The sequence below is a fragment of the Hymenobacter actinosclerus genome (genome assembly GCF_900111515.1).
In the GTDB taxonomy this organism is placed as follows: Bacteria; Bacteroidota; Bacteroidia; order Cytophagales; family Hymenobacteraceae; genus Hymenobacter; species Hymenobacter actinosclerus.
Map to the genome: position 1 here is coordinate 888,071 of NZ_FOHS01000002.1, position 25,104 is coordinate 913,174.

The following is a 25,104-nucleotide window of genomic DNA, read 5'->3' on the forward strand; positions in this document are numbered from 1 at the left end:
TATGAAATTCGTTTACCTGACTCTGGCTTTAGCCGGCGTATTTGGCCTTGCCACCCAGGCGCAGGCCCAGCAAACCGCGTCCACCGTAAACCCGCTTTGGCGAGTAGCTATCGGCAGCTCCCTAAACGGCTCCGGCGACTATCAGGTGCTGAAAACCCACGTGGAGTATGCGCCGCTATTAGGCGCGCATTTGCGGTCGGTGTCACGGCTGGCTTATGTCGGCAGTTCGCACCCCATCACGATTGGGGGCGTATACCACATCCCGCAGTCGTACCACGCGGCCAACCTGGAGCAGGAGCTGCACTGGCTGCCATTCGGGGCCAACCGAACGGTAGAATTCGGCGTGGGTGGCGGGGGTTTTGTGGGGTACAGCAAAAGCAGGAGCTATACATCCTATGGTTACAGCGAGTATGCCGGCTACTTTTCTGTTCCCGATAATTACAAGGGCCTGCATGTTGGCTATATCGCCTCGCTTTACCTTGATTTTGCCCTTAACCAGGAGCGCACCTGGCGGCTTGGGGGCCGGCTGGCTTTCCAGAATGATAACCACGGCACCACTTTGCCGGGCTCGCAGGTACAGCTCAGCCGGGCCTGGTAAACGCCCTCGGCTCACGCGAGGCAGCAAAATGCAGCGGCCATGGATTTCCGCTGTTTTCTGCACCGCTAGCCAGTCTATTGCCGGTAAGCTGCTGGTTCTCGCGCCTCAGATGGTGCTTTTTGTCTGAAGCCACATTGAAGCGCAGCTTTCCGACGACCGGATTTCCGGCTACCGCTAGTCTGAAGCAACTGGCACCTGCTTTGGCTAGACACTTTACCAAGTGCTCCCTGCTGGTGCCCGCGGGCATCAGCAGGGCTTTTTTATTGCGCTCATGTCTTCGGGAGGGTGGCATATAGCGGTTTCGTGAACGGTTTACCCTGTTGTAGAGACGCTGTTCGCGGAACTGCTATAGCATGAGCCTTTATCAATCAGAATATACCTGCGTCACTCCTATCCATGCGTTAGACAGTTGACAGGAATGGAGGCGCAATCAGTTAATAAAATTTGATAATTAATCTTATATATTTTATAAATATATTCTTATAAAGATGTATATTTACTGAGAAAGCCTGCCACTTCGGGGAGGCGCTGATTTCTCAGTAATATGCTGAAACACTACTTTACGCTGCTGCTGCGGCCGCTAACCTATGTGGCCTTACCGCTGTTATTGCTAAGCGGCTGCCAGTCGGAGCCGGAAGTTGCTCCCACAGTTCCCCCGGCCAGCAGCTACGACGCGGCAGTGGCCACCAAGTGGAGCGCCCTTGCCCTGCAGCTTGTGCGCCAGAGCCCCGGCTTCACGCCGCCGGTGGCGGCCCGGGCGCTGGGCTACGCCGGCCTTACGCTCTACGAGTCGGTGGTGGCGGGCATGCCGGGGCACCGCTCGTTGGGCGGGCAGCTGCAGCAGCTCGGCAGCCTGCCCCAGCCCGAGGCCGGCCCGGCCTACCGCTGGCCCCTGAGCGCCAACGCAGCCCAGGCCTTCATTCTCAAAAACCTGTTTGCCAACGCCCCGGCCGCCAGCCAGGCCCGCATCGACTCGCTGGAGACGGCGCTGGCCCGCGAGTATGCCGGCCCCGATGCGGCCACGGCTGAACGCTCGGCTGCCTACGGCCGGGCCGTAGCCGAGGCCATTTTTACGTGGTCGAAAACCGACGGTGGCCACGAGGGCTACCTGCGCAACTTCCCCAGCAGCTACGTGCCCGCTACCGGCCCCGGCGACTGGCAGCCCACCGAGAACGGGCTCCGGCCAATGCAGCCTTATTGGGGCAGCAACCGCACTTTTCTGGCGCTCGATGCGGCTATGCCCATGCCCTCGCCCCTGCCTTACTCCACCCAGCCTACCTCGCAGTACTATGCGCAGTACCTGGAGGTGTACGCCAAAAACATCAGCCTGACGCAGGAGGAAAAGGAAATATCGGTGTGGTGGGCCGACGACCCGAGCGACACGTTTACCCCGCCCGGCCATTCCTACAACCTGGCCCGCATTATAGTCAATACCACGCAGGCCGATTTAGGGAAGGCCGCCGAAACCTTCGCCCGTACGGGCATTGCCGTGGCCGATGCCTTTGTTATCTGCTGGAAGTGCAAGTACACCTTCAACAACGAGCGGCCCTACACCTTTGTGCGCCGCTTTATCGACCCTCGCTGGGTACCGTTCTGGCCGGCGCCGCCGTTCCCGGGCTACTCTTCGGGCCACGCGACGCAGTCGGCAGCCACGGCGGTGGTGCTGGAGGGCCTTTATGGCAACCTTACGTTCACCGACGATTCGCACGTAGGCCGCGGCCGCGACGTGGCGCGGGCCACCGACTTCCGGGCCCGCACCTTCCACTCGTTCTGGGAAACGGCCGAAGAATCGGCCCTCTCCCGCTTCCTGGGCGGCATCCACTCCCGCCAGGACAATGAAGTGGGCCTGCGCGAAGGCCGCAAAATCGGCCAGCACATCAACAGCCTGCAATGGAAGTGAACTGGTGAACTGGTGAGGTGCTGTTCGAAAGCCCTGCCGGCACCACTTGCGCCGATAGCCTCCCTGAGCAACAACTCACCATCTCACCAGTTCACCTCGTCGGGGTGCAGCCAGTGGTACTGTGGGTCGCGGCGGAGCCAGCTGAGCTGGCGCTTGGCATAGCGGCGCGAGTTGCGCTTGAGCAGGCGCACGGCTTCGGCGTAGTTGTAGTGGCCCTCGAAGTAACCGAACAGCTCCTGGTAGCCCACCGTCTGGAGGGCGTTGTGGTGACGGTGCGGGTAGAGGGCACGAGCCTCGGCCTCCAGTCCGGCGGCCAGCATCTGGTCCATGCGCTGGTCAATGCGCCGGTACAGCTCGTCCCGTTCGCGGGTGAGGGCTATTTTGATGATACGGAAGGGCCGCTCGGCCGCTTTATGGCCGTGGAAGGAGCTGAACGGCTGCCCGGTGGCCCGGCAGATTTCCAGCGCCCGCAGCACCCGCTGGTGGTTTTGCAGGTCGATGCGGCTGTGAGCCAGCGGGTCGAGGCGGGCCAGCTCGGCCACCAGTGGCTCCAGGCCCTGGGCGGCCAGCTCCAGGTGCAGCCCGGCCCGGATTTCGGGTGGCGCGGCCGGCAAATCGTCGAGGCCCTCGGTAACGGCCTGCAGGTACAGCCCCGAGCCGCCGGTCAGGATAACGATTTGGTGGCGCTGGAACAGTTCGTCGAGCGTGGCCAGTGCCTGCTGCTCGAAACGGCCGGCGTTGTAGTCGTCGGCAATACTGTGCGAGTCGATGAAGTGGTGCCGGACGCCGCCCATTTCGGCCCGGGTGGGCTTGGCCGTACCGATGCTTAGCTCCCGGAAAAACTGCCGCGAGTCGGCCGACACAATATCGGTGGCCAGCTGCTGGGCCAGCGCCACGCACAGCGCTGTTTTGCCCACGGCCGTAGGGCCGGTAATGACGAGCAGGGTCGGTTCAGCAGTGGTAGTCAGGTTAGCCAGCGGGTTCATAGCAGCGCGTAAGGAGCCGCAAATCTACGGCCGATTCGGGCTTACGCCCCGGCTACCCGGCTCAGGTCTGCGCCGGGTAGCAGCCCGGCGTACAGTTGCAGCAGCTCCTGCTCCTCGTGCTGCCAGCTGAGCAGTGGCCGGGCACGGCGGGCATTTTCGGCCAGCTGCTGGTAACGGGCCGCGTCGCCGCCGGGCAGCAGCCGGTTAAGGGCCGCGGCCAGCGTGGCCGGCTCCAGGTCGGGCACGAGGTCGGCCACGTCGTACTGCTCGTTGAGGGCGCGGTACTCCGGAAAGTCGACCACCACCTGCGGCACGCCGGCGTGCAGGTAGTCGAAGAACTTGTTGGCCAGCGAATAATAGTAGCTCAGGCCCACGTTGCGCAGTAGGTTCACGCCCACCGTGGCATGGCGGGTCAGCTCGCGCAAGTCATCGGGCCGCACGAAGCCCCGGAACTCCACCTGCTCGCTGGCCAGCAGCCCCAGCGCCTCCGCCTGCCGGCGCAGACTCGCTGACAGGTCGCCCTCGCCGCAGAGCACCAGCCGGCCGTTTATATGGGGCATGGCGGTCAGCAGCTCCTCCAGGCCCCGGCCCTCATTCAGCGCGCCCTGATAAAGGATAAACCCATCCGGCGGGGCGGCCGTGGGGGCCGGTGGCAGCACTTCGGCACTGAGGCGGCTGATGTTGCGCACCACGGCGAAGGGCCGGCCGTGGCGCTGCCCGAACAGCCGGGCCAGCGCCGGCCCCACGGTGTAGGCCAGGGCTGCGCGGGGCACGATAAAGTCCTCGACCCGGCGCCACAGCCGTTGCACCCGAGGGCGGGCCACCACTTCGGGCACTTCGGTAAACAGCTCGTGGGCATCGTACACGAAGGGCTGGCCGCCCAGCCGGGCCCGCAGCCACACGGGCAAAGCCGTGTCGAGGTCGATGGCGCACCAGGCTGCTGCGCGCTGGCCCGCCAGAAACAGCAGCAGGCGCAGGTTGTATTCGGCGTAGAATAATTTTCCGTGCTGAAAAAAACAGCGCAGCCGGTGCTGGGCGTAGGGCTGCGGCCCCAGCGGCTGCGAGGCCGGCCCCTGCCGGCCCACCAGCAGCACGCGGTAGCCGGCGTGGGCCAGTGAGGCGCAGATTCGCTGCATCCGCTGGTCGTAGTTGAGGTCGGTGGTGACGGTGAAAACCAGGCGGGGTGGCAAAGCGGGCGGAGCGGTTGGCGGCGCGAAAAGATGGATTATTCGGGAATTGTTGCCAATTTAAGAACTTCGTTCGGGGACCCGCTTGTTGGGGAAGCCATTTTGCCATTCTCTGCCTGCTGCATGCCTTCTTCTCCGAGCAACTCGGCCACTCCTACATCCGCCGCGCTTACGCCCGACCTTTACCGGGCACTTTTCGAGCAATCGGCCGACGGGTTGCTGCTCTACAACGCCGGCGGCATGCTACTCGACTGCAACCAGCGCGCCGTTGAGTACCTAGGCACCACCCGCGCCAGGCTCCTGGGCAGCGGCCTGATGGCTTTTACTGCGTCGGCCGGCCCCGTTCCCAAGGGCTCGCCGGCAACGGAGGCCGAGCTGCGCAAAGCGCTGGCCGCCGTCGCTCACTCGGGCGAGGCCCGCTCGTGGCGCTGGCTCGGGCCGCCGGCCGGCGGCGGCGCCCCGCTGGAAGCCTGGGTGCTCGTCAGCCGGCTGGCCGGAGCGGCGGCCGACGGCGACTCGCTGCTGCTGCTGACCCTGCGCGACCTGCAGCAGCACGCCCCGGCGGCACCGTTTGCGGCGGCGGTAGCGGAAACGGATGCAGAACCTTCCGAAAGCTTTTCGCGCGGCCAGCTGCGCGACGTGCTCAGCCGGGCCGGCATGTGCTACCTGCTGCTCGACCGCCAAGGCGTAATTCAGGACGTGAACACGTACTTCTGCGAGGTAACCGGCCACACGACCGAGGCGCTGCTTGGGCGCGAGTACTTCGGCCTGTTTGCGCCCGCCGATGAGCAGGAGCCGCGCCGCTACGCCTTTCAGCGGGCCCTGGAAACGCAGGAGGTGCAGGATTTCTTCGAGCATTCGCTGCTCACCATTTACGGCCGGGGCCGCACCTTTTTCTGGCACTCCGAGTTCGAGCGCGACGCCGCCGGCGCCATCACCGGCGTGCTGTTCGTGGGCCGCGACATCACCGACAAGCAGGTGGCCGTGCGGGCCCTCACCGACAACCGCAACCGGTTGCAGGACTTCCTCGACAACGCCCACGACCTGATTCAGAACCTGAGCATCGACAACCGCTTTCTGTTCGTGAACAAGGCCTGGAAGGAGAAGCTGGGCTACGACGACGACGAGCTGCCTTCGCTCACGCTGGCCAGCGTGGTGCACCCCTACTACAAGGCCAAGCTGCTCTACCAGCTGCGCAACCTTTATAAAGGAGAGAAAGTCAACAAGCTCGAAACCGTTTTCCTGACCAAATCGGGCAAGCCGGTACACCTGATCGGCTCGATTTCGTGCTCCTGGCAGGACAGCGAGCCGGTGAGCACCCGCGCCATTCTGCACGATATCACCGACCGCATCAAGGCCGAGCGGCTGCAGAAGGTGTACTACAGCATCGCTAATCTGGCCATCAGCTCCAAGGATCTGCTTTCCCTCTACGGGGCCATCCACCGCGAGCTGAGCAAGATTATCGAAACCAACAACTTCTACATTGCCCTCTGCGACGAGGCCCGCACCCAGCTGCAGTTCGCCTATTTCGTCGACCAGAACGCGCCCGGCGAGCAAGCCATGATGACGCGGCCCTTCTCGACGGGCATCTCGGAATACATCATCCGCACGGGCCGGCCGCTGTACCTGCTGCGCGAAGATTTACAGAAGCTGGTATCCGGCGGCATGGTAACGGCCTACGGGCTGATGCCGGAGGTGATGCTGTGCTCGCCGCTGAGCATTGGCGAGCGGATTATTGGGGTAATAGCGGTGCAGGACTACCAGAAGGCCGATGCCTACGCCCCGTCCGACATCGAAATTCTGCACTTTATCTCCAACCAAGTGGCGCTGGCCATTGAGCGCAAGCGCAACGAGGTGCAGATTCAGAAGCAGAACGCCCGGCTGAACGCCATTTTTGAGAGCGGCTCGCACCTGATGTGGTCGTTGGATACGCGGGCCCGGCTGGCCTCGTTCAACCGCAACTACGCCGCCTATTTCCTGCGCCGCAACGGCGTGTACCCGGCCCTGGGCATGAACATGTGGCAGGCCGATGTGGCCCTGATGGACCCCGAGTCGCGCGAGGCCTTTATCAGCAACTACCGCCGCGCTTTCCAGGGCCATCCGCAGCGCTTCGAGGTACGCCTGCGCGACGCCAAGGGCCAGGACTCGTGGCGCGAAATCTACCTCAACCCCATTTACCTCGACGACGGCTCGTTCGAGGAAATTTCGGGCATTGCCCACGATATCACCGACAAAAAACGCTCGCAGCTGGAGCTGGCGGCGCAGGAGGAGAAGTTCCGCGCCATTTTCGAGTCGTTCCAGGACGTGTACTACCGCACCGATGCGCAGGGCCTTATTACCCTGCTCAGCCCCTCGGTGTACGACATGCTGGGCTACCAGCCCGAAGAAGTTATCGGGCGGTTTATCGGCGACTTTTATACGAACCCCCACGAGCGCGACAACCTGCTGCAGCAGGTGCGCGAGCTGGGCGAGGCGCGCAACTTCGAGGTGGCCATGCGCCACAAGGAAGGCCACGCTGTGAGCGTGCTGGTGAATGCGCGCCGGCTGCTCGGCGACGCAGAAAACGGCCAGCTGAACGGCACCGAAGGCATCGGGCGCGACATTACCGGCCTCAAGCAGATGCAGGACGATTTGCGCCTGGCCAAGGAGGAAGCCGAACAGGCCCTGGAGGCTAAAACGCTGTTTCTGGCCAACATGAGCCACGAGCTGCGCACGCCCATGAACGGCATCATCGGCATGATTGACTTGCTGCACCAGACTGTGGCCAGCGAGGAACAGGAGGAGTACGTGGACACGCTGCGCAAATCGTCGGACGCGCTGCTGGCCATTCTGAACGATATTCTGGACCTGTCGAAAATCCAGGCCGGCAAGCTGCAGCTCAACGATGCGGGCGTCGACCTGCACTACACGCTCGAGAAGATTTACTCGCTGTTCTCGAACCGCGCCAACCAGAAGCGGCTCAAGTTCACCTACCACTTCACCCCCACCACGCCGCGCTTCATCATCACCGACGAAACGCGCCTGCTCCAGATTCTGAGCAACCTGACGTCCAACGCCATCAAATTCACCTCGCAGGGCACCGTCAGCATCATCGTGTCGGCCGTGGCGGCGGCCGATGTGGAGGATGGTGCGGCGGCTGATGTGGTGGCCGATGCGGCGGCTGGCGGGGCTGTGGAGGCGGGCAAAGATGATTACCTGGTGCGCTTTGCGGTGCAGGACTCGGGCATCGGCATTTCGCCCGACGACGAGAAGCTGCTCTTTACCAACTTCACCCAGCTCGACACCACGCCCACCAAGGCCTTTGGCGGCACCGGCCTGGGCCTGGCCATCAGCAAGCAGCTGGCCGACATGCTGGGCGGCGAAATCGGGGTGTACTCCAATGTGGGCGAGGGCTCCACGTTCTGGTTTACCATCCGCTGCCAGGTAGCCCTGAATGAGGAGGAAATCGTGCAGGAGCGCCGGCTGGCCCGCGAACGGCCGCAGGAAGTGGTGCGCTTCGAAACCAACCCGCGCATTCTGCTCGTCGATGACAACCCCATCAACCAGAAAGTGGCCTCGCGCCTGCTCGACAAGCTGGGCTGCACGGTAACGGTGGCCGCCGACGGTTTCGAGGCCATCAGCCGGGCCATTGCGCCCGATACCAGCTACGACCTGATTTTCATGGACATCCAGATGCCGGAAATGGATGGCGTGACGGCGATGCGCGAAATCCGCCGCCGCCTGGGCCCCAGCTGCCCGCCGGTAGTGGCCATGACGGCCTACTCGATGCGCGAGGATGCCAAACGCTTTGTGGAGGAAGGCATGGACGACTACATTGCCAAGCCCGTTAAAAGCCAGGACCTGCACGCCATGCTGCGCCGCTGGAGCACCCCGATGGCCCGGGCCGTGCTCAGCCAGGTAGCCCCCGCTGCGCCCGCGGCATCAGCCCCCGAAACCCCGGCGCCGGCGCCGGAAACTTCGCCCGCCGCGCCGCCAGTCGAGGCCGTTGAGGCCGCCGCAGGCATTGTGGTGGTGGATATGGCCATCGTCGAGCAGCTACGCCAGCTGGGCGGCGGCGAATTCGCGGCCCAGCTCTACGTCGATTTCGAGCAGGAAGCCGAGCAGGTCCTAAGCGAAGCGGCCGCGCTGGTAGCCGCTGGGCAATACACCGCCATTCTGCCCCATCTGCACCAGCTGAAAGGCACCGGCTTCACGCTGGGCATTATGGCCCTGGCCGAAGGGGTAAAACAGCTGGAGCAGAAGCTGCGCGACCAGGATACCGCAAGCACAGCAGTGGATTTCCAACTTTTACTTGTTTTATTTGCAGAATTCAGAGCCATTTACCCTGCCCTGACGCAGGCACCCTGACTGGCCGGGGCAACGCTGCCCCTCCCTTGCCTTTACCCACCCAACTCCCTCTCTGCCTAATACCTATGGAAAACTCAAACCCAAAAACCATCCTCATTGCCGAAGACAGCTCCGTCATTCTTAACCTGACCAAGAAAATTCTGGAGCTGCAGCAGTACCGCATTGTGTCGGCTAAAAACGGGGGCGAGGTTATCCGGCAAATCGAAAGCCAGCCCATCGACTGCGTGCTGATGGACATCAACATTCCGGTAAAGGACGGCATGGAGTGCACCCGCGAAATCCGCCGCAACCCCGACCCGCGCATTGCTAAAATCCCGGTAATTGCCATTACCGGCAACGCCAACAACTACTCGATGGAGCAGTTCCGCGAAGCCGGCGTAACCGATTACCTGCCCAAACCCCTCGATTTCGACGCCCTGGTGCGCGTAGTGAAGCAGCACGTGGGGTAATTGAAGAAGCCAGGAGTTAGAAGCTAGAAGATAGAATGCTTACTTGCCTGTTCCTTCTAACTCCTGGCTCCTAACTTCTAGCTTCTCCATAATGCAAATAACCTTTCTGGGTACGGGTACGTCGCAGGGAGTGCCCGTCATTGGGTGCTCCTGTGCCGTATGCCGCTCGGTAGATTACCGCGACAAACGCCTGCGCGTGTCGGTACACCTGCAGGTGGCGGGCAAGAGCATCGTTATCGACTCGGGCCCCGATTTCCGGCAGCAGGCCCTGCGTCAGCGAATCGACCACCTCGACGCTGTCGTGTTCACCCACGAGCACAAAGACCACACCGGCGGCCTCGACGACATCCGGGCCTACAACTTCCGGCAGCAGCAGGATATGCCCCTGCACGCCGAGCCGCGGGTGCTCACGCAGCTGCAGCAGGAGTACGCCTACATTTTTGCCGACCACAAGTACCCGGGCGTGCCCCGGGTGGAGCTGCACCCGATTGAAAGCGACACGGAGGTGTTTGAGGTGGCCGGCGTGCCGTTTCAGCCCATCCGGGCGCTGCACTACAAGCTGCCGGTGCTGGGCTACCGGGTGGGCGGGTTCACCTACATCACCGACGCCAACTACCTCAGCCCCGACTCGCTGGACCTGATGCGCGGCTCGGAAATCATCGTGCTCAATGCCCTGCGCCACGAGCAGCACATTTCCCACTTCTCGCTGCAGGAGGCCGTCGATATCCTCGAAGACTTAGCCCCCGCCCGCGGCTACCTCACCCACATCAGCCACCAGCTGGGCCGCCACCACGACGTAGAAGCCAACCTGCCCCCCAACATCCGCCTGGCCTACGACGGTTTAGTAGTGAGTAGTGAGTGGTGAGTGGTGAGTAGTGAGTAGTGAGTAGTGAGTAGTGAGTAGTGAGTAGTGAGTAGTGAGTAGTGAGTAGTGAGTAGTGAGTGAGCTACGACCCGGGGCGAACCGGGTTGTGGCCTGGCCCCTTAGCTTTTCCCCTTAAATCAGATGAACGTTATCCGGCTCGAAGACAAGTTTGCACAGTTCACCGACCACTGGAATCCGCGGGTGATTGGGGAGCTGAACGACCAGCACATTAAAATTGCGCGGGTGCAGGGCGAGTTCATCTGGCACAACCATGCTCAGGAAGACGAGCTGTTTATGGTAGTGCGGGGCCAGCTGCTGATTGACTTCCGCGACGGTACCACGGCCGAGCTGAACCCCGGCGAGCTGTTGGTAGTGCCCCGCGGCACCGACCACCGCCCCCACTGCGCCGCCGAAACCTGGATTATGATGATCGAGCCCAAATCGACTGTGAACACCGGCGACCAGACGGCCAGCGAGCGGACCCGCACCCAGCTGGAGCAGATTTAGCCTTTGGCGGCTTGCGTTGGGCAGGTTAGGGTTTCTCCAGCCGGAATGTCAGCCGGAAGTCCTTCTTCGCTAGCTTATCCCGGTCGTAGTCGCCACCCCAATCTTTGTAATACACTACGTAGCGCCGGCCGTTGGCCCGGATACTAGTTGTGTCGGGGGGCAGGCTGCTGCTTATTTGCTGCTGGTCGGACGAAGGCAGCAGGACCCGCTGGGTTTGCCCATCGGCCGCAGTAATGGCCAGCGTGGGCGAAACCAGATCGGGCAGGAAGCACCGGGCATTTTTCGGGCAAATCCGGTAATCAAGCTCTTCCAGCAGCACCGTCAGCTCGGGCTTCGTTTCTGGGGGCAGAGTTGCCGCCTGCCGGTACTGCAGGGTGAAATCCTGACCGAAGCCGGTAGCTACTGACTTCGGCTCGGCATCGGAGCCGGACTTGTTGCAGGCGGCGAGTAGCAGCAATGCGGCCGGTAGGTAGTAGCGCGTTTTCATACGGGTGAATAAACGGTAAATGGTCGGGGCAACGAGGATAGGCGCGTCTTGCCTATGGCAGGATAGCGCGCCAGGCAAAATGGTTGCACCGGTGAGGCTTGCTGAATCCTGTGTTATTTGCGCCTCAGGCTGTCGATGCCAGTACGAGCAGCGGCCACTTTAACTTGGTATTCGCTTCTCTATGCCCACCAACTACTACTTCCTGCGTCAGCTCGCCCCCGCCCTCACCCACCAGCTGGCTGGCTACCGGGTGGCAACTTGCTTTTCGCAGGAGCGCGACGAACTGGTTATTGGCCTGACGAATAGCGGCGCTGAGTTCTGGCTCCGGCTCACGCTGGCAGCCGCCGGCCCGCTGCTGGCCCTGCCCGAAACCTTTCAGCGCACCCGCCAGAACTCGGTGGATTTGCTGCCCGGCCTGCTGGGCCAGCCGGTGGCCGCCGTATCAGCCTGGCCCCACGACCGGGTGCTGCAGTTCGATTTTGTCGGCGGAGCCCGGCTCGTGCTCAAGCTCTACGGCACCCGGCCCAATGCCATCTTTCACCCCGCCGACCCGGCTGTGCCAGCCGAGCTGTTCCACCCGCGCTACCTGGCCGATGCCGACCTGCGCCCCGCTGATGTTACGGCGCCAGCCGCCGCCGTTCCGGAAGCCGACCCCACCAAAGCCTACCCCGCCCTCGGCGACCTGGGCCGGGCCTACCTGCGCACTCTGGGCTACGACCCGGCGCCGCTGGAAACCCGGCGGGCACTGGCGCAGCAGGTGGTGACCGAGCTGGAGCAGCCCGCGGCCTACTACATCGCCCGGCTCGACAACCGCACCCGCCTGAGTTTGCTGCCGGTGGGCGAAGTGGAAGCCGAGCTGCCCGCCAACGACCCGATTGGGGCCCTGCGCCGCTTCGTGCCGCGGCTGCTGGGCCGCCAGGCCTACGAAACCGAGCTGCGCCAAGTGCGGCAGCTGCTAGAAAAGCGCGCCGACACCGCCGGTACGGCCGCCCAGCACGCCCGCCACCGCCTGCACGCCCTCGAAAACACCAGCGGCTACCGCCAGACCGCCGACCTGATCATGGCCCACCTAAGCCAGATTCCGGCCGGTGCTTCCGAGGTGGAAGTGGAGGATTTTTACCAGCCCGGCCAGCGGCGCGTCATCAAGCTCAAGCCCACCGAAACGCCTCAGCGCACCGCCCAAAACCTGTACCGCAAGGCCAAAAACCAGCAGCGCGAAACCCGCGAGTTGGCCGAGCGCGCCGACCGCCGCGAAGCCGAAGCCTTCGGGGCCCTGGAGTTGCTGGAGGAGCTGGCCGCCCTGCCTACCGGCGAGCTACGGGCACTGCGGCAGTGGCGCAAGCAACACGGCCTCGATGCGGCTGCTGTTACTAAAGCCGCTGCCGCAGAGCTACCCTTTAAGGTGTTCGAAGACTCGGGCTTCACGATCCTGGTGGGCCGCAATGCCGCCAACAACGACCTACTGACCCAGCGCTACGCCCACAAAGACGACCTCTGGCTGCACGCCAAGGACGTGACCGGCTCGCACGTCGTCATCCGGCAGCGGGCGGGTCAGCCGGTACCCGCGCCGGTGCTGGAGCGGGCCGCCCAGCTGGCCGCCTGGTACTCCAAGCGCCAGCACGATTCGCTGTGCCCGGTTACTTACACGCCCAAAAAGTACGTGCGCAAGCCCCGCGGCGCCAAGCCAGGCCAGGTCGCCATCGAGCGCGAAAAGGTGCTGCTGGTGGTGCCGGCTAATCCGTTCGAGCGGGAGTAGCGGCCAGAAAACAGCTGCCTGTTCTGCCGCTGAAAGCAAGCAAATGAGGCCCGACCAGTAAGCGGCGGTCCGGACCCCGGCCCGCTGGAGCGGGTCAGCTATTAGCTAGGTTCAAAGACTCTGACGCTACGTTAGAGCGTGTGGCCAGTTGCCTGGTGGTAGTGCGAGCCGGAGTTGAGCGCTACAGTTCATGCCTTTCCCCTAGCTGTCTACACGCTCGAACCGAAAACCCGGCCGCTGTAGGAGTGCAATTTCATTGCAGGCGTAGCAACCCACACTTAGGCAGGTGAGCGGATATTTCGCGTCCGCTCTTGAAGAACAGAAGTGTCGCCATTTTCCCCAGTTGTGCAACTTACGGCTTACAGCCAACGAATTAGCACCTGGTCGAATTTACTTCACCGGTTGAAAGGCAGGGGTAGTTCGCCTGCTTATACTATTCAAATATAATATTTGACTTATAGTACAAATAAGCGATAAGCACAAAATAACCAATATCATTGCAGCGCTTATCTCGCTCTTTGAGCGTCGATTAGCTTACCGTGCCACACCCTTTCCTCTCTATATGAAATTAAATTTTTACCCCCTGCGGGGGCGGGCCGCCCGTACCCGCCCCCTCTGGCACTTGCTCACTGCCTGGGTTGCCCTGATGCTTTGTTCGACGGCCGCTTGGGCTCAGTTTCCCCGCATCGAATCATTCAAGAACGCCACCACCGAAGGCGTGGGCTTTCGTTTAGGCGGCAACCCCAACCCGGCCGTGCTGACGGCGGCGGCCGGCGGTACAGATGCCAACGGCGCCGGCTACCTGCGCCTGACCAACAATACCACCGATCAGGCTGGCTTTGCCATCGACAGAGCCTCTTTCCGGGCGCCGGAAGGCTTTAGCATCTCGTTTGAATTCTTCTCCTACGGCGGTACCGGGGCCGATGGCTTTTCGGTTTTTCTGGTTGATGCCGACAAGACCTCGGCCGAGGCCTTTACCAGCGGTGCTTCGGGCGGCTCGTTGGGCTACGCGCAAAAAACAGTTAGCCCCATCAGCGACGGCGTGCCCAACGGCTACATCGGCATTGGTATTGACGAGTTTGGCAACTATGCCAACCCGACCGAGGGCCGCGTGGATGGTCCTGGCTCCCGCCCCGACGCCGTATCGTTGCGCGGCCCCGGCAACGGCCGCGGCACCACCGATTACCCGTTTGTAGCCGGCGGCACCACCCTGCCCTTCAGCCTGGATGTGGCTACCGTCCGGGCTCAGCAGGGTTCCGATGATTTCCGGCGGGCCTACATCTACGTGCTGCCGCAGCCCGACGGCACCTACCAGATTACTGTGCGCATCCAGAATGGCAACGCCGTTACCACGGCCATTGAGCGGGTGCGCGTGGCCACGCCGCCGCCAAGGCTGCGCATTGGCTTTGCCGGCTCCACCGGGGGCAGCACCAACTTCCACGAAATCCGCAACCTGGCCATCATTCAGGCCCCGGTGGCCAACGACGACGTGGCGGCCACGGTGTACGGCGTGCCGGTAACGCTCAACATCCTCAGCAACGATGTCGCCCAGGGCAGCAACCTCGCCCCGGCCACCGTCGACCTCGACCCCACAACCACGGCCATCGACAATGCCTTTACTGTGGCCGGCAAGGGCACATTTATGCGCGACGCCAACGGCGTAGTGACGTTTACGCCCGTCGCAACTTTTGCCGGCGTGGTAACCATTCCGTACACCGTGGCGTCGGTGGTCGGCGACCTGTCGAACCCGGCCAACATCACCATCATCGTGAAGGGGGCCGACGTGGCCACGAGCGTGAGCGGCCCGACGGCGGCCAGCCCCGGCTCGGCGGTACTCTACACCATCAATACCAGCAACCTGGGCACCGAAACGAGCAACAACATCGTGCCCAGCATTCAGCTGCCGGCCAACCTGACGGGCGTCGTGGTTTCCGGCGGCAGCTACAACGCGGCTTCCGGCCTCGTTACGTTCGCCACGGTTGCCAGCCTGGCTCCCGGCGCGCCCAGCATCGTGAACACGGTGCGGTTTACGGCCCCGGCCAACGGCTCGGTAACGGGCACGGCGGGCGTTACGCTGAGCACGCCCGACCCGGTGCTGAGCAACAACACGGCCGCCATCACGACGGTGGTGCAGGGCAACGCCAACGCGGCCACCGCCTGCGCCACGCCCGGCAAGGACGGCCCGGGCGCCCTGACCAGCACTTCGGGGGCTCCTAACACCTACTTCCCGGGCAGCGCCACCACGGTCATGAGCGCGACCAGCATCACGGTGGGCGCGGCGGTGGGCGCCACGCCCATCGCGAAGGGCGACCTGGTGATGATTATCCAGATGCAGGGCGCCAACCTGAACACGGCTAATGATGCCAACTACGGCAGCGTTACGGCAGCCACCTTCACGGCGGGCTTCTACGAGTACGCCATTGCCACCAACAGCGTGCCCGCCACCGGCGGCACCCTGACGGTTGACAGGGCCCTGACCCGCATTTACGAGCGGGCTAACTACACCGACGGCACCAACCCCACCGGCCAGCGCCGTTTCCAGGTGGTGCGGGTGCCCCAGTATTCGTCCCTGACGGTAACGGGCACGGTAACCGGCGCGGCCTGGAACGGCGAAACCGGCGGCATTCTGGCCCTCGACGTGGCCGGCCAGACCACCTTCGCCGGCAACGGCCGGCTGGACATGACCGGCAAAGGCTTCCGCGGCGGCGGGGCCCGACAGTACACCGGGGTCAGCTCCGGCTACCGCACTGACGACTACCGCAACATCGCCAGCACGACGACTACGGGCGTACACGGCGCTAAGGGTGAAGGCTGGGCCGGCACCCCCCGGTTCGTGTGGAACGGCACCGGCGTAACCGATACCGGTGTGGAAGGCTACCGCAACGGCAGCGTGGGCCGGGGCGCGCCTGGCAACGCCGGCGGCGGGGGCACCGATAACCAGCTGCCCACTAACACCGGCAACGCGGGCGGCGGCGGCGGCGGCAATGCGGCGGCCGGCGGGCTGGGCGGCTTCAACCGTAACGCCGGCTCGGGTACCCAGGCACTGGGCGGGGCCAGCGTTGCCAGCAGCATCAGCCGCTGGTTTATGGGTGGCGGCGGCGGCGCGGGTTCTACCGAGCAAGCCGGCACCCAGAGCAGCGGCGGCGTAGGCGGCGGCATCGTAGTATTGCGCACCAGCCTGCTCAGTGGCACCGGCCAACTCCGGGCCGATGGCAGCGGCGCTCCTACGGCCGGTTTGGCCACTAACTACACCAACGGCGGCGGCGGCGGCGGCGCGGGCGGCACGGTAGTGCTGCTGGCCAGCAACACCTCGGGCTTCGCCAACATGACACTCAGCGCGGCTGGCGGCGACGGCGGCAATGCCCGTACGGGCAAGAACGACGACGACTACGGCCCCGGCGGAGGTGGCGGCGGCGGCTTCGTGTTCGCCAACAGCTCCAGTGGCACCCGCGACGTTAGCGGCGGCGCCAATGGCCTCACGGAGCGGGGTCGGGCGGCCGACGCCAATTCCGCTACGGCGGGCACCGGCGGCACGGCCGTAGTTAATGCTACCGAGCCGGCCGTCCTCATCAGCGCGGCCAATGGCTGCTTGCCGTCATTGTCGGTGGCGCTGGCTACTTCTACGCCCAACGTGCAGCGCACTGGTGATGCCAGCAGCAGCGTGAACCCGGCCACCTATACGCTCACGGTTTCCAACACCGGCGGCCAGGCCGACAATGTAGCCATCCTGGTGGCCCTGGCCAACAACATCTTCGGCTACGACGCCACGTTCACGCCCGTTATCACGTTGCAAAGAGCCGATGGCAGCACCAGTTCCCTTTCTACTACCCGGCCCGGCGCGGGCGTCAGCCAGGCGCAGTTCGGCGATGCCAGCCTGAGCATTCCGGCCGGGGCCACGCTCTCCATCACGTTTAGGGCAACCATTGCGGCCGCGGCCCAGAACAGCTTCGCTTACCAGGCCAACGCCACGGTTACCTACAACGACCCGTTCCGCACCACTGCCACCGGCACCATAACGCCGGGCGGCAACTACGCCAACACGGCGGCCCTGGGCGCGGCCGGCGGCAGCAACTACTCGGCTTCATCTTCCACCAACGAAGACGTAACCATTACCAAACCCCTGCCGGTTACGCTCACGGCTTTCAATGCTATAGCCAGCGGCCACGACGCGGTGCTGACCTGGGCCACGGCTACCGAGTTAAACAACGACCGGTTCGAGCTGGAGCGCAGCTTCGATGGAGCCACTTTCGAAACCATTGGCTCCCAGCAGGGCCAGGGCACTGCTGCCGTCGCGACCAACTACCGCTACGTAGATGCCGGCGCGGCCCGCCTGACGGCCAAGCTGCTCTACTACCGCCTGCGCCAGGTTGATACGGATGGCACCAGCACCTATTCCAAGGTGCGCACGGTGCAGTTTGAGCGCCGCAAGGCCACGGCCGGCCTCTACCCTAACCCGCAGCAGGGCCGCTTCACGCTCGATTTGCTTGATCTGCCCGCAGGGTCATATCAAGTTGATATCCTGGACCTGACTGGGCGGCAGGTATTGCGCACCCAGCTCAGCGGCGGTCAGGAGCATTCGGTACTTGTGCCCACGCTGCCCCAAGGCTCTTACATCGTAAGAGTAAGTGGCCAGACGGTTAACATTACCCTGCCGATGACGCGCAACTAAGCAACTGCACTACTGGTGCAATACCAACGCCCTCCGCACAATGTGCGGGGGGCGTTTTGCATGGGTTTCACCACATACCATTTAATGCGAAACGGCCCCGGTAGCTATTGCTACCGGGGCCGTTATAATGGGTCCACAAAATCTGTAAGGCGAGGCCTAATCCATTACCATACTTATCTGTGGTCTAGCGCAAGGGGCCTTTCATGCCCATCATTTTGGCCATCTGGGCCATGCCACCCTTGGTGCTGCTCATCTTGTTCATGGTGCGCATTACCTTGCGCATGTCCTCGAACTGCTTCATCAGGGCGTTTACTTGCTGAATATCAGTGCCCGAGCCCAGGGCCAGGCGGCGGCGGCGCGAGCCGTTGAGCAGCTCGGGCTGGGCGCGCTCCTTGGGCGTCATGCTCTTGATAATGGCCTCGATGGGCTTGAAGGCGTTGTCGTCGATTTCCACGTCCTTCATGGCCTTGCCCATGCCCGGAATCATGCCCACCAGGTCTTTGATGTTGCCCATCTTCTTGATCTGCTCCAGCTGGGAAAGGAAGTCGTCGAAGTTGAACTGGTTTTTGCGGATTTTCTGGTTGATGCGCTTGGCTTCTTCCTCGTCGAACTGCTGCTGCGCGCGCTCGACCAGCGAAATCACGTCGCCCATGCCCAGGATGCGCTGGGCCATGCGGTCGGGGTAGAACAGGTCCAGCGCCTCCATCTTCTCGCCCGTCGAGATGAACTTGATGGGCTTCTCGACCACCGCCCGGATGCTGAGGGCCGCGCCGCCGCGCGAGTCGCCGTCGAGCTTGGTGAGCACCACGCCGTCGAAGTTGAGGCGGTCGTTGAAGGTTTTGGCCGTGTTCACCGCGTCCTGGCCCGTCATCGAGTCCACCACGAACAGGGTTTCGCCGGGGTTCACGGCCCGCTTCACCTGCTCGATTTCGGCCATCATCTGCTCATCGACGGCCAAGCGGCCGGCGGTGTCGATGATGACGACCTTCTTGTTGTTTTTTCGCGCAAACTCAATGGCATTGCGCGAAATATCCACCGGATTTTTGTTCTCCGGCTCCGAGTACACATCGACGCCCACCTGCTCGGCCAGCACTTTCAGCTGGTCGATGGCGGCGGGGCGGTACACGTCGCAGGCTACGAGCAGCACCTGGCGGCCCTGCTTTTTGAGGTGGTTGGCCAGCTTGCCGGCGAAGGTGGTTTTGCCCGAGCCCTGCAAACCCGAAAGCAGAATCACGGCCGGGTCGCCCTTCACCTGAATGTCCTGCTTTTCGCCGCCCATGAGCTGGGTGAGCTCATCGTAGACGATTTTGGTCATCAGCTGGCCCGGCGACACCGCTACCAACACGTCGCGGCCCATGGCCTCATCCTTGATTTTGTCGGTGACTTCCTTGGCGACTTTGTAGTTGACGTCGGCGTCGACCAAAGCCCGGCGGATTTCCTTGACCGTGGCGGCGACGTTGATTTCGGTGATGCTGCCCTGGCCTTTAAGCGTCTTAAAGGCCTTATCGAGCTTGGTTGAGAGGTTATCGAACATCGGGTGATGTGGTGGTTACTGATGGAATGACGGGCAAGCTCACTTATTTACTAGCATACTTCCGATAATTTCAAATACTCAGCCCTCTTTACAAAGGTGTAATAGAGAACTTTATAACTCCCTGAATTTATACGACGGGAAATCAAAGGAAATAAAAACACTGCTAATAACATGTAAAACAGATAACTACTATCTCCTACTTCGTGATTGCATATTAAATAAATATTAAAAAATATGTACACGAGAAAAAACAGCATTACGAGCAAGCTCCGTAAAGGGGAATGATTGTATTCTTCCGGACCTGTCACCCTGAATTTTCTTGTATTGCCCTCTTTTACCTCAAATTGCACTTCTGAGCTACTACACCAACTCACCTTCGCAATCATAGAGTGAATACCTGGTTCGACAGTAAATTCTACCAACTTTCCGTCCACTATCTCCCCCGCCTCCATACCGTCAATAACAATTTTATATTTTTTAAATTTATTGAAATATGCTTTTTCGCGTTCAATTTTTACAGTTGCCATAGTGCGAAATATTTTATTTGATGAGAGGAAAGCAATAACGCCATTGTGCGTCTATATCATTTCCTGACTAAATTGGCTTATCATACCTGCTATTAGCGGTTTCGCGAACAGTGTGTCCATTTTGTTGTAGAGACGCAACATGTTGCGTCTCGTCGTTGGACAACGATAGGCGCCGGGCAATGTCAGCAACGACGAGACGCAAAATATTGCGTCTCTACAACAGGGTAAACCGTTCACGAAACTGCTATATAATACGGTCGGTTACTTTCTCAAGCCGCTCGCTGGTTTCCTGGTTGAGCTGGCGCATTTCGGCGCGTAGCGTATCAGTCTGGCGGTCGGTGGCCCGGAGCAAGTTGCTGAGCAGGGCCAGAATATTCAGAGTTGTCGGAAAGCATGGCGTAGCTGGCTTACTGTTACGGGTTCGAACCAAGCCGCCGGTTTACGCTAATTGCGCGTGGTTTTGCTTATGTATGAACGTCAGGCGCCCTTCATCAGCGAAATCACGACTAATCAGCGTAAATCAGCGATTCAAAAGTAACCAGAAAAGCCCGAAAAGCCGCCAGCGTGTACCTTCGCGCCTTACTGTTACCCGCCGCTCCGTGCCCGAATCTGCCCGCCCGCTCCGCCTGCTCGTCATTACCTACTACTGGCCGCCCTCGGGCGGGGCGGGGGTGCAGCGCAGCCTCAAGTTCGTCAAGCACCTGCCCGAGTTCGGCATCGAGCCCACCGTTATCACCGTCGATGCGGCGCGGGCAGCCTACCCGGTGCTTGACGAGAGCTTGGCGGCCGACGTGCCAGCCGGCGTGCGCGTCATCCGCACCAGCACCTTCGAGCCCTTCGACAGCTATAAGCGGCTGACTGGGCGGCGGCAGGTGCCGTTTGGGGGCTTTGTGGGCGAGAACAAGGCCAGCCGCAGCCAGCAGCTGTTCAAATTCGTGCGTGGTAACCTGTTTATTCCGGATGCGCGCCGGGGCTGGAACCGTTTCGTGCTCGACGCCGTGGCCAAACTGGTGGAAGCCGGCGAGCAGTTCGACGCCGTGCTCACCTCCTCGCCCCCGCACTCCACCCAGCTGATCGGCCTGGAGTTGAAGCGCCGCTACGGCCTGCGCTGGCTGGCCGATTTGCGCGACCCCTGGACCGATATCTATTATTATAAAGAGTTGAACCACCTGCCACCGGCCCGCTGGCTCGATGCCCGCTACGAGCGCCAGGTGCTGGAGCAGGCCGACGTAGTGCTGGTGACCAGCCCTCATACCAAGCGGATTTTCGCCGCCAAATCAACCCAAATCGACCCCGATAAGCTGGTGGTGCTGCCCAACGGCTACGACGAGGCCGATTTCCGGGAGCCCAGCCAGCCGCCCCAGAATGCGCTGCTGATAACGCACACCGGTACCATTGCCGACACTTACCGTCTCGACCAGCTACTGGCCGCCGCCGCCGAGTGCGCCCGCCGCCACCCCGATGTGCCGCTGCGCCTGCGCTTCGTGGGCAAGGTATCCGACGGTATCCGGCAGCAGGCCGAGGCGGCCGGATTGACCGGACGCGTCGAGTTTGTGGCCTTCGTGCCGCACCACGAGTCAGTGGGCTATCTGCTGCGTAGCACGGCGCTGCTGCTGGTGATTCCCGACGTGGCCAACAACCGGGGCATTCTGCCGGGCAAGGTGTTCGAGTACCTTGCCGCCAACAAGCCCATTCTGTGCGTGGGCCCGCTGGGCTCGGATGCTGACCTGCTGCTGCGCGAAACCGGTGCCGGCCGTACCCTGCCCCCCGACGCTTATGCCGACCTGCTCGACGCATTCGAGGGCCTGGTAGCCCGCTGGCGCATCAACCCCAACCTCGACCTGCCCGGCCCCCGCCCCACCCGGTACTCCCGCCGCGCCCTAACGGAACAGTTGGCGGGGATGGTGATGGGGTGAGGTGGTGAGAAAAGCACGGTCATTCTGAGCATGTGGCGCATCAAGCCAGGGACGAAGAATCTCGCGTGAAATGGTAACCCTGACGTCAGGAATTACCTTGGCACGCGAGATTCTTCGACTGCGGCTGCGCCTTCGCTCAGAATGACCGTGCTTTTAGCTTAGTTCTTCACCACCCCAGCACGCCGCGCAGCTTGGCTGGAAGCAGGCCCACGGCGCGGGCTTTCCAGTCGGCCCAGGCTGAGTGGCCCAGGCCTTGCCCCTGCCAGGTGCCGATGGCCTGGGCCAGGTTTTGGGCCAGGGTGCGGTAGTGGCGGCGGTGATAATGGCGCAGGTTGTTGCTGACGTCGGCGGGCGTTTGTACGAAGGCGCGCACGTCGAGGATAAAGCAGTTTTCGGCGGAAGCCACGAACTCGGCCAGCGCCTGGTTCATGGTTTCGTGGCGCTGGCGGGCGCCGGTTTCGCCCGCGCCGGGCACGTCGATTTCGGTTCCGTTCAAGAAGAAAATGGGCACCCGGGCCGGCACCTGGGCCCGCAGCCAACGGAGGTTCTGCTGAAATTCGGCGGGCGAAATCGGGCCCTCGTACTCGAACTCGCGGGCGAAGCGGCGCAGAAAATCCTCATCCAGCCCCTGGAAACGGCGCTGAGCGTAGCGGGCGGCCAGCGCGGCAGCGGGCTCGGCGGTGATGTTCTGGTAGGCCCCGAAGGGCACGCGGTGGCCGGTGGCCCGCTCGCGGTACAGCGGCTGGGTGTAGTCCATTAGGGGGCTGTACACCAGCACGTCGTAATTGGCTGCCCACAGGCGCGTATCGAAGGCCTCGTGCCCCAAAAAGGGCAGGGCGGCGGCCAGGCGCTGCCGCTCGGCGGCGGGCCACTCGCGGGTGGCGCGCAGTAGCAGCGTGTGCTCGAGGTGCACCGGAATCTGGTGCTCGTTGTTGAAGTTGAACTCCTCGGTTACGGCCAGGTCGAAGGCCTGCAAAAAGGGCGTGAGCTGGCCCAGATCGCAGCCACCTTTCAGCAGCACCCGCAGCTGCTTTTCGGCCAGCGCGGCCGGGGTTTCGGGCGCGGCCGGCGGCGCTGTTCGCAGGGTAATCCAGTCGGGCTTTTCCGTTTGATTCAGCTCGGTGGCTACCTCACCCTGTACTGCCAGTTCTGGAAAACCCAGGTGGGCGTAGGTAAACTGCTCGATGCCCAGGTGCAGGATGCGGCAGGAAAACACGAACTGCTCCAGGCGGTTTTCGGCTTCGTTCAGGCAGTAGATGCCCACCAGGCCATAGTCGCCGAACCGGTCGCGCACGCGCACGGTGCCCCAGCGGCGGGCCGGGTCGGGCAGGCTGGCTTCCAGCGCGGGCTGGGTAACGCGGTGCTTGGTGAAATTGAGCTGGTTGGAGCGGTTGATGAGCTCTTCGAGGCGGCCCAGGTCGGGTTGCACGGCGGCGGGGCCTTCGCGCAGCTCCACCTGCACCTGGGCGTCGCGCAAAAAGGCCAGGTTGTCGTTGTACTGGGTGCGGGCCTGCTGCTGGCGCTCCAGCAGTTGGTACTGGGCCAGGCGGGCCAGCGTGGGGTCGGGCTGGCCGCTGGCCCGCAGCAGCGGGGCCAGTTGGGGCAGCTCGGCGGGGTCGGCTACCTGGAGTTCGGGGTTGTAGAACTGCGCCTCGGCCCGGTTGGCGGGGTTGTCGTCGAGAAACAGGGCGTTGGCGGCCCGCAGCTGCATCTGGCTCAGCAGCTCGCGGATGATGGGACCTTTGGGCTGCCAGCTGATGCGCGCAAACACGAACAGCTCCCAGATGCCCAGCTCCCGCAGCCGCGCCTCAGCCGGGGCGAAATCATTCTTGCTGACAATGGTATGCACGATGCCGCGGGCGGCCGTGTCGCGCACCAGTCGCAGATTTTCGGCCAGCGGCGCTATGCTGCCTTCCGAGAGCGTGCCCTGCCAGAACGTGTCGTCCAGGTCCCAGATGACGAGCTTGACGGGAGTATCAGTTGCCAGTTGATAGTTGCCAGTTGTCAGTTTCATGGGGGAATCAGTTGCCAGTAGAAAACACCATGTCGCGCGAAGCGCAGCATTTTGCCTGCTGCCGTTGATGAAATCGTTCTACAAAAGTACGCGGGATGCTTCGACACTGGCTAAATGCGCCAGATACACTATACAACCGTCTTTTCTGACAATTGGCAACTATCAACTGGCAACTGATAACTGCCTACTTTTGCCCTCCCCTGCCCCGGCCGCTTTCCGGCCGGCACTTCCTTCGCTCATCATCCCCTACATGGCCCTCGACCTCAACCATAAATCTATTCTGGTAACCGGCGGAACCGGCTCATTCGGCAAGCAATTCGTCGAAACCGTGTTCCGGCTCTACCCGCAGGTCAAGCGGCTGGTGGTGTACTCGCGCGACGAGCTCAAGCAGTACGAGATGTCGCAGATTTTCCCGCACGCCGAGTTTCCGGCCATCCGCTACTTTATTGGCGACGTGCGCGACGCCGACCGGCTCAAGCGGGCCTGCGAGGGCATCGACATCATCGTGCACGCCGCCGCCCTCAAGCAGGTGCCGGCCGCCGAGTACAACCCGATGGAGTGCATCAAAACCAACATTTTCGGGGCCGAAAACGTGATTAACGCCGCCCTCGACTGCGGCGTATCCGACGTGGTGGCCCTGAGCACCGACAAAGCCGCCGCGCCCATCAACCTCTACGGCGCCACCAAGCTCTGCTCCGACAAGCTGTTCGTGGCCGCCAACAACATGAAAGGCTCGCGCGATTTGCGCTTTTCGGTGGTGCGCTACGGCAACGTAATCGGCTCCAGGGGCTCGGTGGTGCCGTTTTTCCTGCAGCGCCGCGAGTCGGGTGTGCTGCCCATCACCCACCCCGAAATGACGCGCTTCCACATCTCACTCGACGAGGGCGTGGATTTGGTGCTCTACGCGCTGGAAAACAGTTGGGGCGGCGAGATTTTCGTGCCCAAAATCCCGAGCTACAAGATTACGGAAGTGGCCGAGGCCATCGGCCCCAACTGCCGGCACGAAATAGTGGGCATCCGCCCCGGCGAGAAGCTGCACGAGGAAATGATAACCGAAACCGACGCGCTAAGCACCGTGGAGTTGGACAAATACTACGTTATCCTGCCCTTCACCCCGCGCTGGGACGTGGACGAGTTCATCGCCCACTTCCACGGCCGCCGCATGGAGCCCGGCTTCCACTACGACTCCAGCAACAACACCGACTGGCTCTCGGCCGAGCAAATCCGGGAGGAAATCCGCCAGCACGTAGACGCTGGGTTTACGGTGTAGGGTTGACAGGGTTTTCTCGCAGAGGTCCGCGGAGGGATGCGCGGAGGTAAAGGGAGGTCCTCCTTTTTTAACCTCTGCGCATGCCTCCGCGG

The 25,104-nt window shown here is 62.5% G+C and carries 16 protein-coding genes; 10 read left to right on the forward strand and 6 right to left on the reverse strand.

Features of this window, described 5'->3' with window-relative positions; all coding sequences use genetic code 11:
- Position 1 precedes the first annotated feature (1 nt).
- Positions 2-598, forward strand: a complete 597-nt coding sequence (locus BMY67_RS10110) for a hypothetical protein (RefSeq protein WP_092771041.1) — start codon at positions 2-4, stop codon at positions 596-598.
- A 544-nt stretch (positions 599-1,142) separates the two neighbouring features.
- Positions 1,143-2,498: a vanadium-dependent haloperoxidase gene (locus BMY67_RS10115; RefSeq protein WP_092771043.1), complete on the forward strand. Its 1,356-nt coding sequence runs from the start codon at positions 1,143-1,145 to the stop codon at positions 2,496-2,498.
- Between the two features lie 83 nt (positions 2,499-2,581).
- Here the strand turns inward: BMY67_RS10115 and miaA are convergent, their stop codons facing one another.
- Positions 2,582-3,484 (reverse strand): tRNA (adenosine(37)-N6)-dimethylallyltransferase MiaA, encoded by a 903-nt coding sequence (gene miaA, locus BMY67_RS10120; RefSeq protein ID WP_092771045.1) that lies wholly within the window; start codon positions 3,482-3,484, stop codon positions 2,582-2,584.
- Between the two features lie 41 nt (positions 3,485-3,525).
- Entirely contained in the window at positions 3,526-4,674 is a 1,149-nt protein-coding gene (locus BMY67_RS10125; RefSeq protein WP_092771047.1) for a glycosyltransferase, read from the reverse strand.
- 120 nt (positions 4,675-4,794) lie between these two features.
- Here BMY67_RS10125 and BMY67_RS10130 point away from each other — a divergent pair, with 120 nt between their 5' ends.
- The 4 genes from BMY67_RS10130 to BMY67_RS10145 all read left to right on the forward strand — a co-directional run bounded on the left by BMY67_RS10130 (position 4,795) and on the right by BMY67_RS10145 (position 10,839).
- The gene (locus BMY67_RS10130; protein ID WP_092771049.1) at positions 4,795-9,018 is read left to right on the forward strand and encodes a PAS domain S-box protein; all 4,224 of its coding nucleotides are present in this window, start codon (positions 4,795-4,797) and stop codon (positions 9,016-9,018) included.
- Between the two features lie 65 nt (positions 9,019-9,083).
- Entirely contained in the window at positions 9,084-9,467 is a 384-nt protein-coding gene (locus BMY67_RS10135) for a response regulator (protein ID WP_092771051.1), read from the forward strand.
- 91 nt (positions 9,468-9,558) lie between these two features.
- A complete protein-coding gene (locus BMY67_RS10140) occupies positions 9,559-10,332 on the forward strand; it encodes an MBL fold metallo-hydrolase (protein ID WP_092771053.1) in 774 nt (257 codons plus the stop codon).
- A 141-nt stretch (positions 10,333-10,473) separates the two neighbouring features.
- Positions 10,474-10,839, forward strand: a complete 366-nt coding sequence (locus BMY67_RS10145) for a cupin domain-containing protein (RefSeq protein WP_092771055.1) — start codon at positions 10,474-10,476, stop codon at positions 10,837-10,839.
- Positions 10,840-10,864: 25 nt separating this feature from the next.
- On the opposite strand, the gene BMY67_RS10150 is transcribed toward BMY67_RS10145, so the two are convergent.
- Positions 10,865-11,326, reverse strand: coding sequence for a hypothetical protein (locus BMY67_RS10150; RefSeq protein ID WP_092771057.1), 462 nt, complete (start codon positions 11,324-11,326; stop codon positions 10,865-10,867).
- A gap of 181 nt (positions 11,327-11,507) precedes the next feature.
- Here BMY67_RS10150 and BMY67_RS10155 point away from each other — a divergent pair, with 181 nt between their 5' ends.
- Positions 11,508-13,082: an NFACT RNA binding domain-containing protein gene (locus BMY67_RS10155; protein ID WP_092771059.1), complete on the forward strand. Its 1,575-nt coding sequence runs from the start codon at positions 11,508-11,510 to the stop codon at positions 13,080-13,082.
- A gap of 562 nt (positions 13,083-13,644) precedes the next feature.
- Positions 13,645-17,751: a T9SS type A sorting domain-containing protein gene (locus BMY67_RS10160; RefSeq protein WP_092771061.1), complete on the forward strand. Its 4,107-nt coding sequence runs from the start codon at positions 13,645-13,647 to the stop codon at positions 17,749-17,751.
- A 184-nt stretch (positions 17,752-17,935) separates the two neighbouring features.
- Here the strand turns inward: BMY67_RS10160 and ffh are convergent, their stop codons facing one another.
- The gene (gene ffh, locus BMY67_RS10165; protein WP_092771063.1) at positions 17,936-19,285 is read right to left on the reverse strand and encodes a signal recognition particle protein; all 1,350 of its coding nucleotides are present in this window, start codon (positions 19,283-19,285) and stop codon (positions 17,936-17,938) included.
- A gap of 50 nt (positions 19,286-19,335) precedes the next feature.
- Positions 19,336-19,812, reverse strand: coding sequence for a hypothetical protein (locus BMY67_RS18945; protein WP_143069774.1), 477 nt, complete (start codon positions 19,810-19,812; stop codon positions 19,336-19,338).
- Between the two features lie 599 nt (positions 19,813-20,411).
- Here BMY67_RS18945 and BMY67_RS10170 point away from each other — a divergent pair.
- Entirely contained in the window at positions 20,412-21,728 is a 1,317-nt protein-coding gene (locus BMY67_RS10170; protein ID WP_245744984.1) for a glycosyltransferase family 4 protein, read from the forward strand.
- A gap of 166 nt (positions 21,729-21,894) precedes the next feature.
- On the opposite strand, the gene BMY67_RS10175 is transcribed toward BMY67_RS10170, so the two are convergent.
- Positions 21,895-23,742, reverse strand: coding sequence for a hypothetical protein (locus BMY67_RS10175; RefSeq protein WP_092771065.1), 1,848 nt, complete (start codon positions 23,740-23,742; stop codon positions 21,895-21,897).
- Between the two features lie 250 nt (positions 23,743-23,992).
- On the opposite strand from BMY67_RS10175, the gene pseB reads away from it, so the two are divergent.
- The gene (gene pseB, locus BMY67_RS10180) at positions 23,993-25,012 is read left to right on the forward strand and encodes a UDP-N-acetylglucosamine 4,6-dehydratase (inverting) (protein WP_092771067.1); all 1,020 of its coding nucleotides are present in this window, start codon (positions 23,993-23,995) and stop codon (positions 25,010-25,012) included.
- Positions 25,013-25,104: the final 92 nt, after the last annotated feature.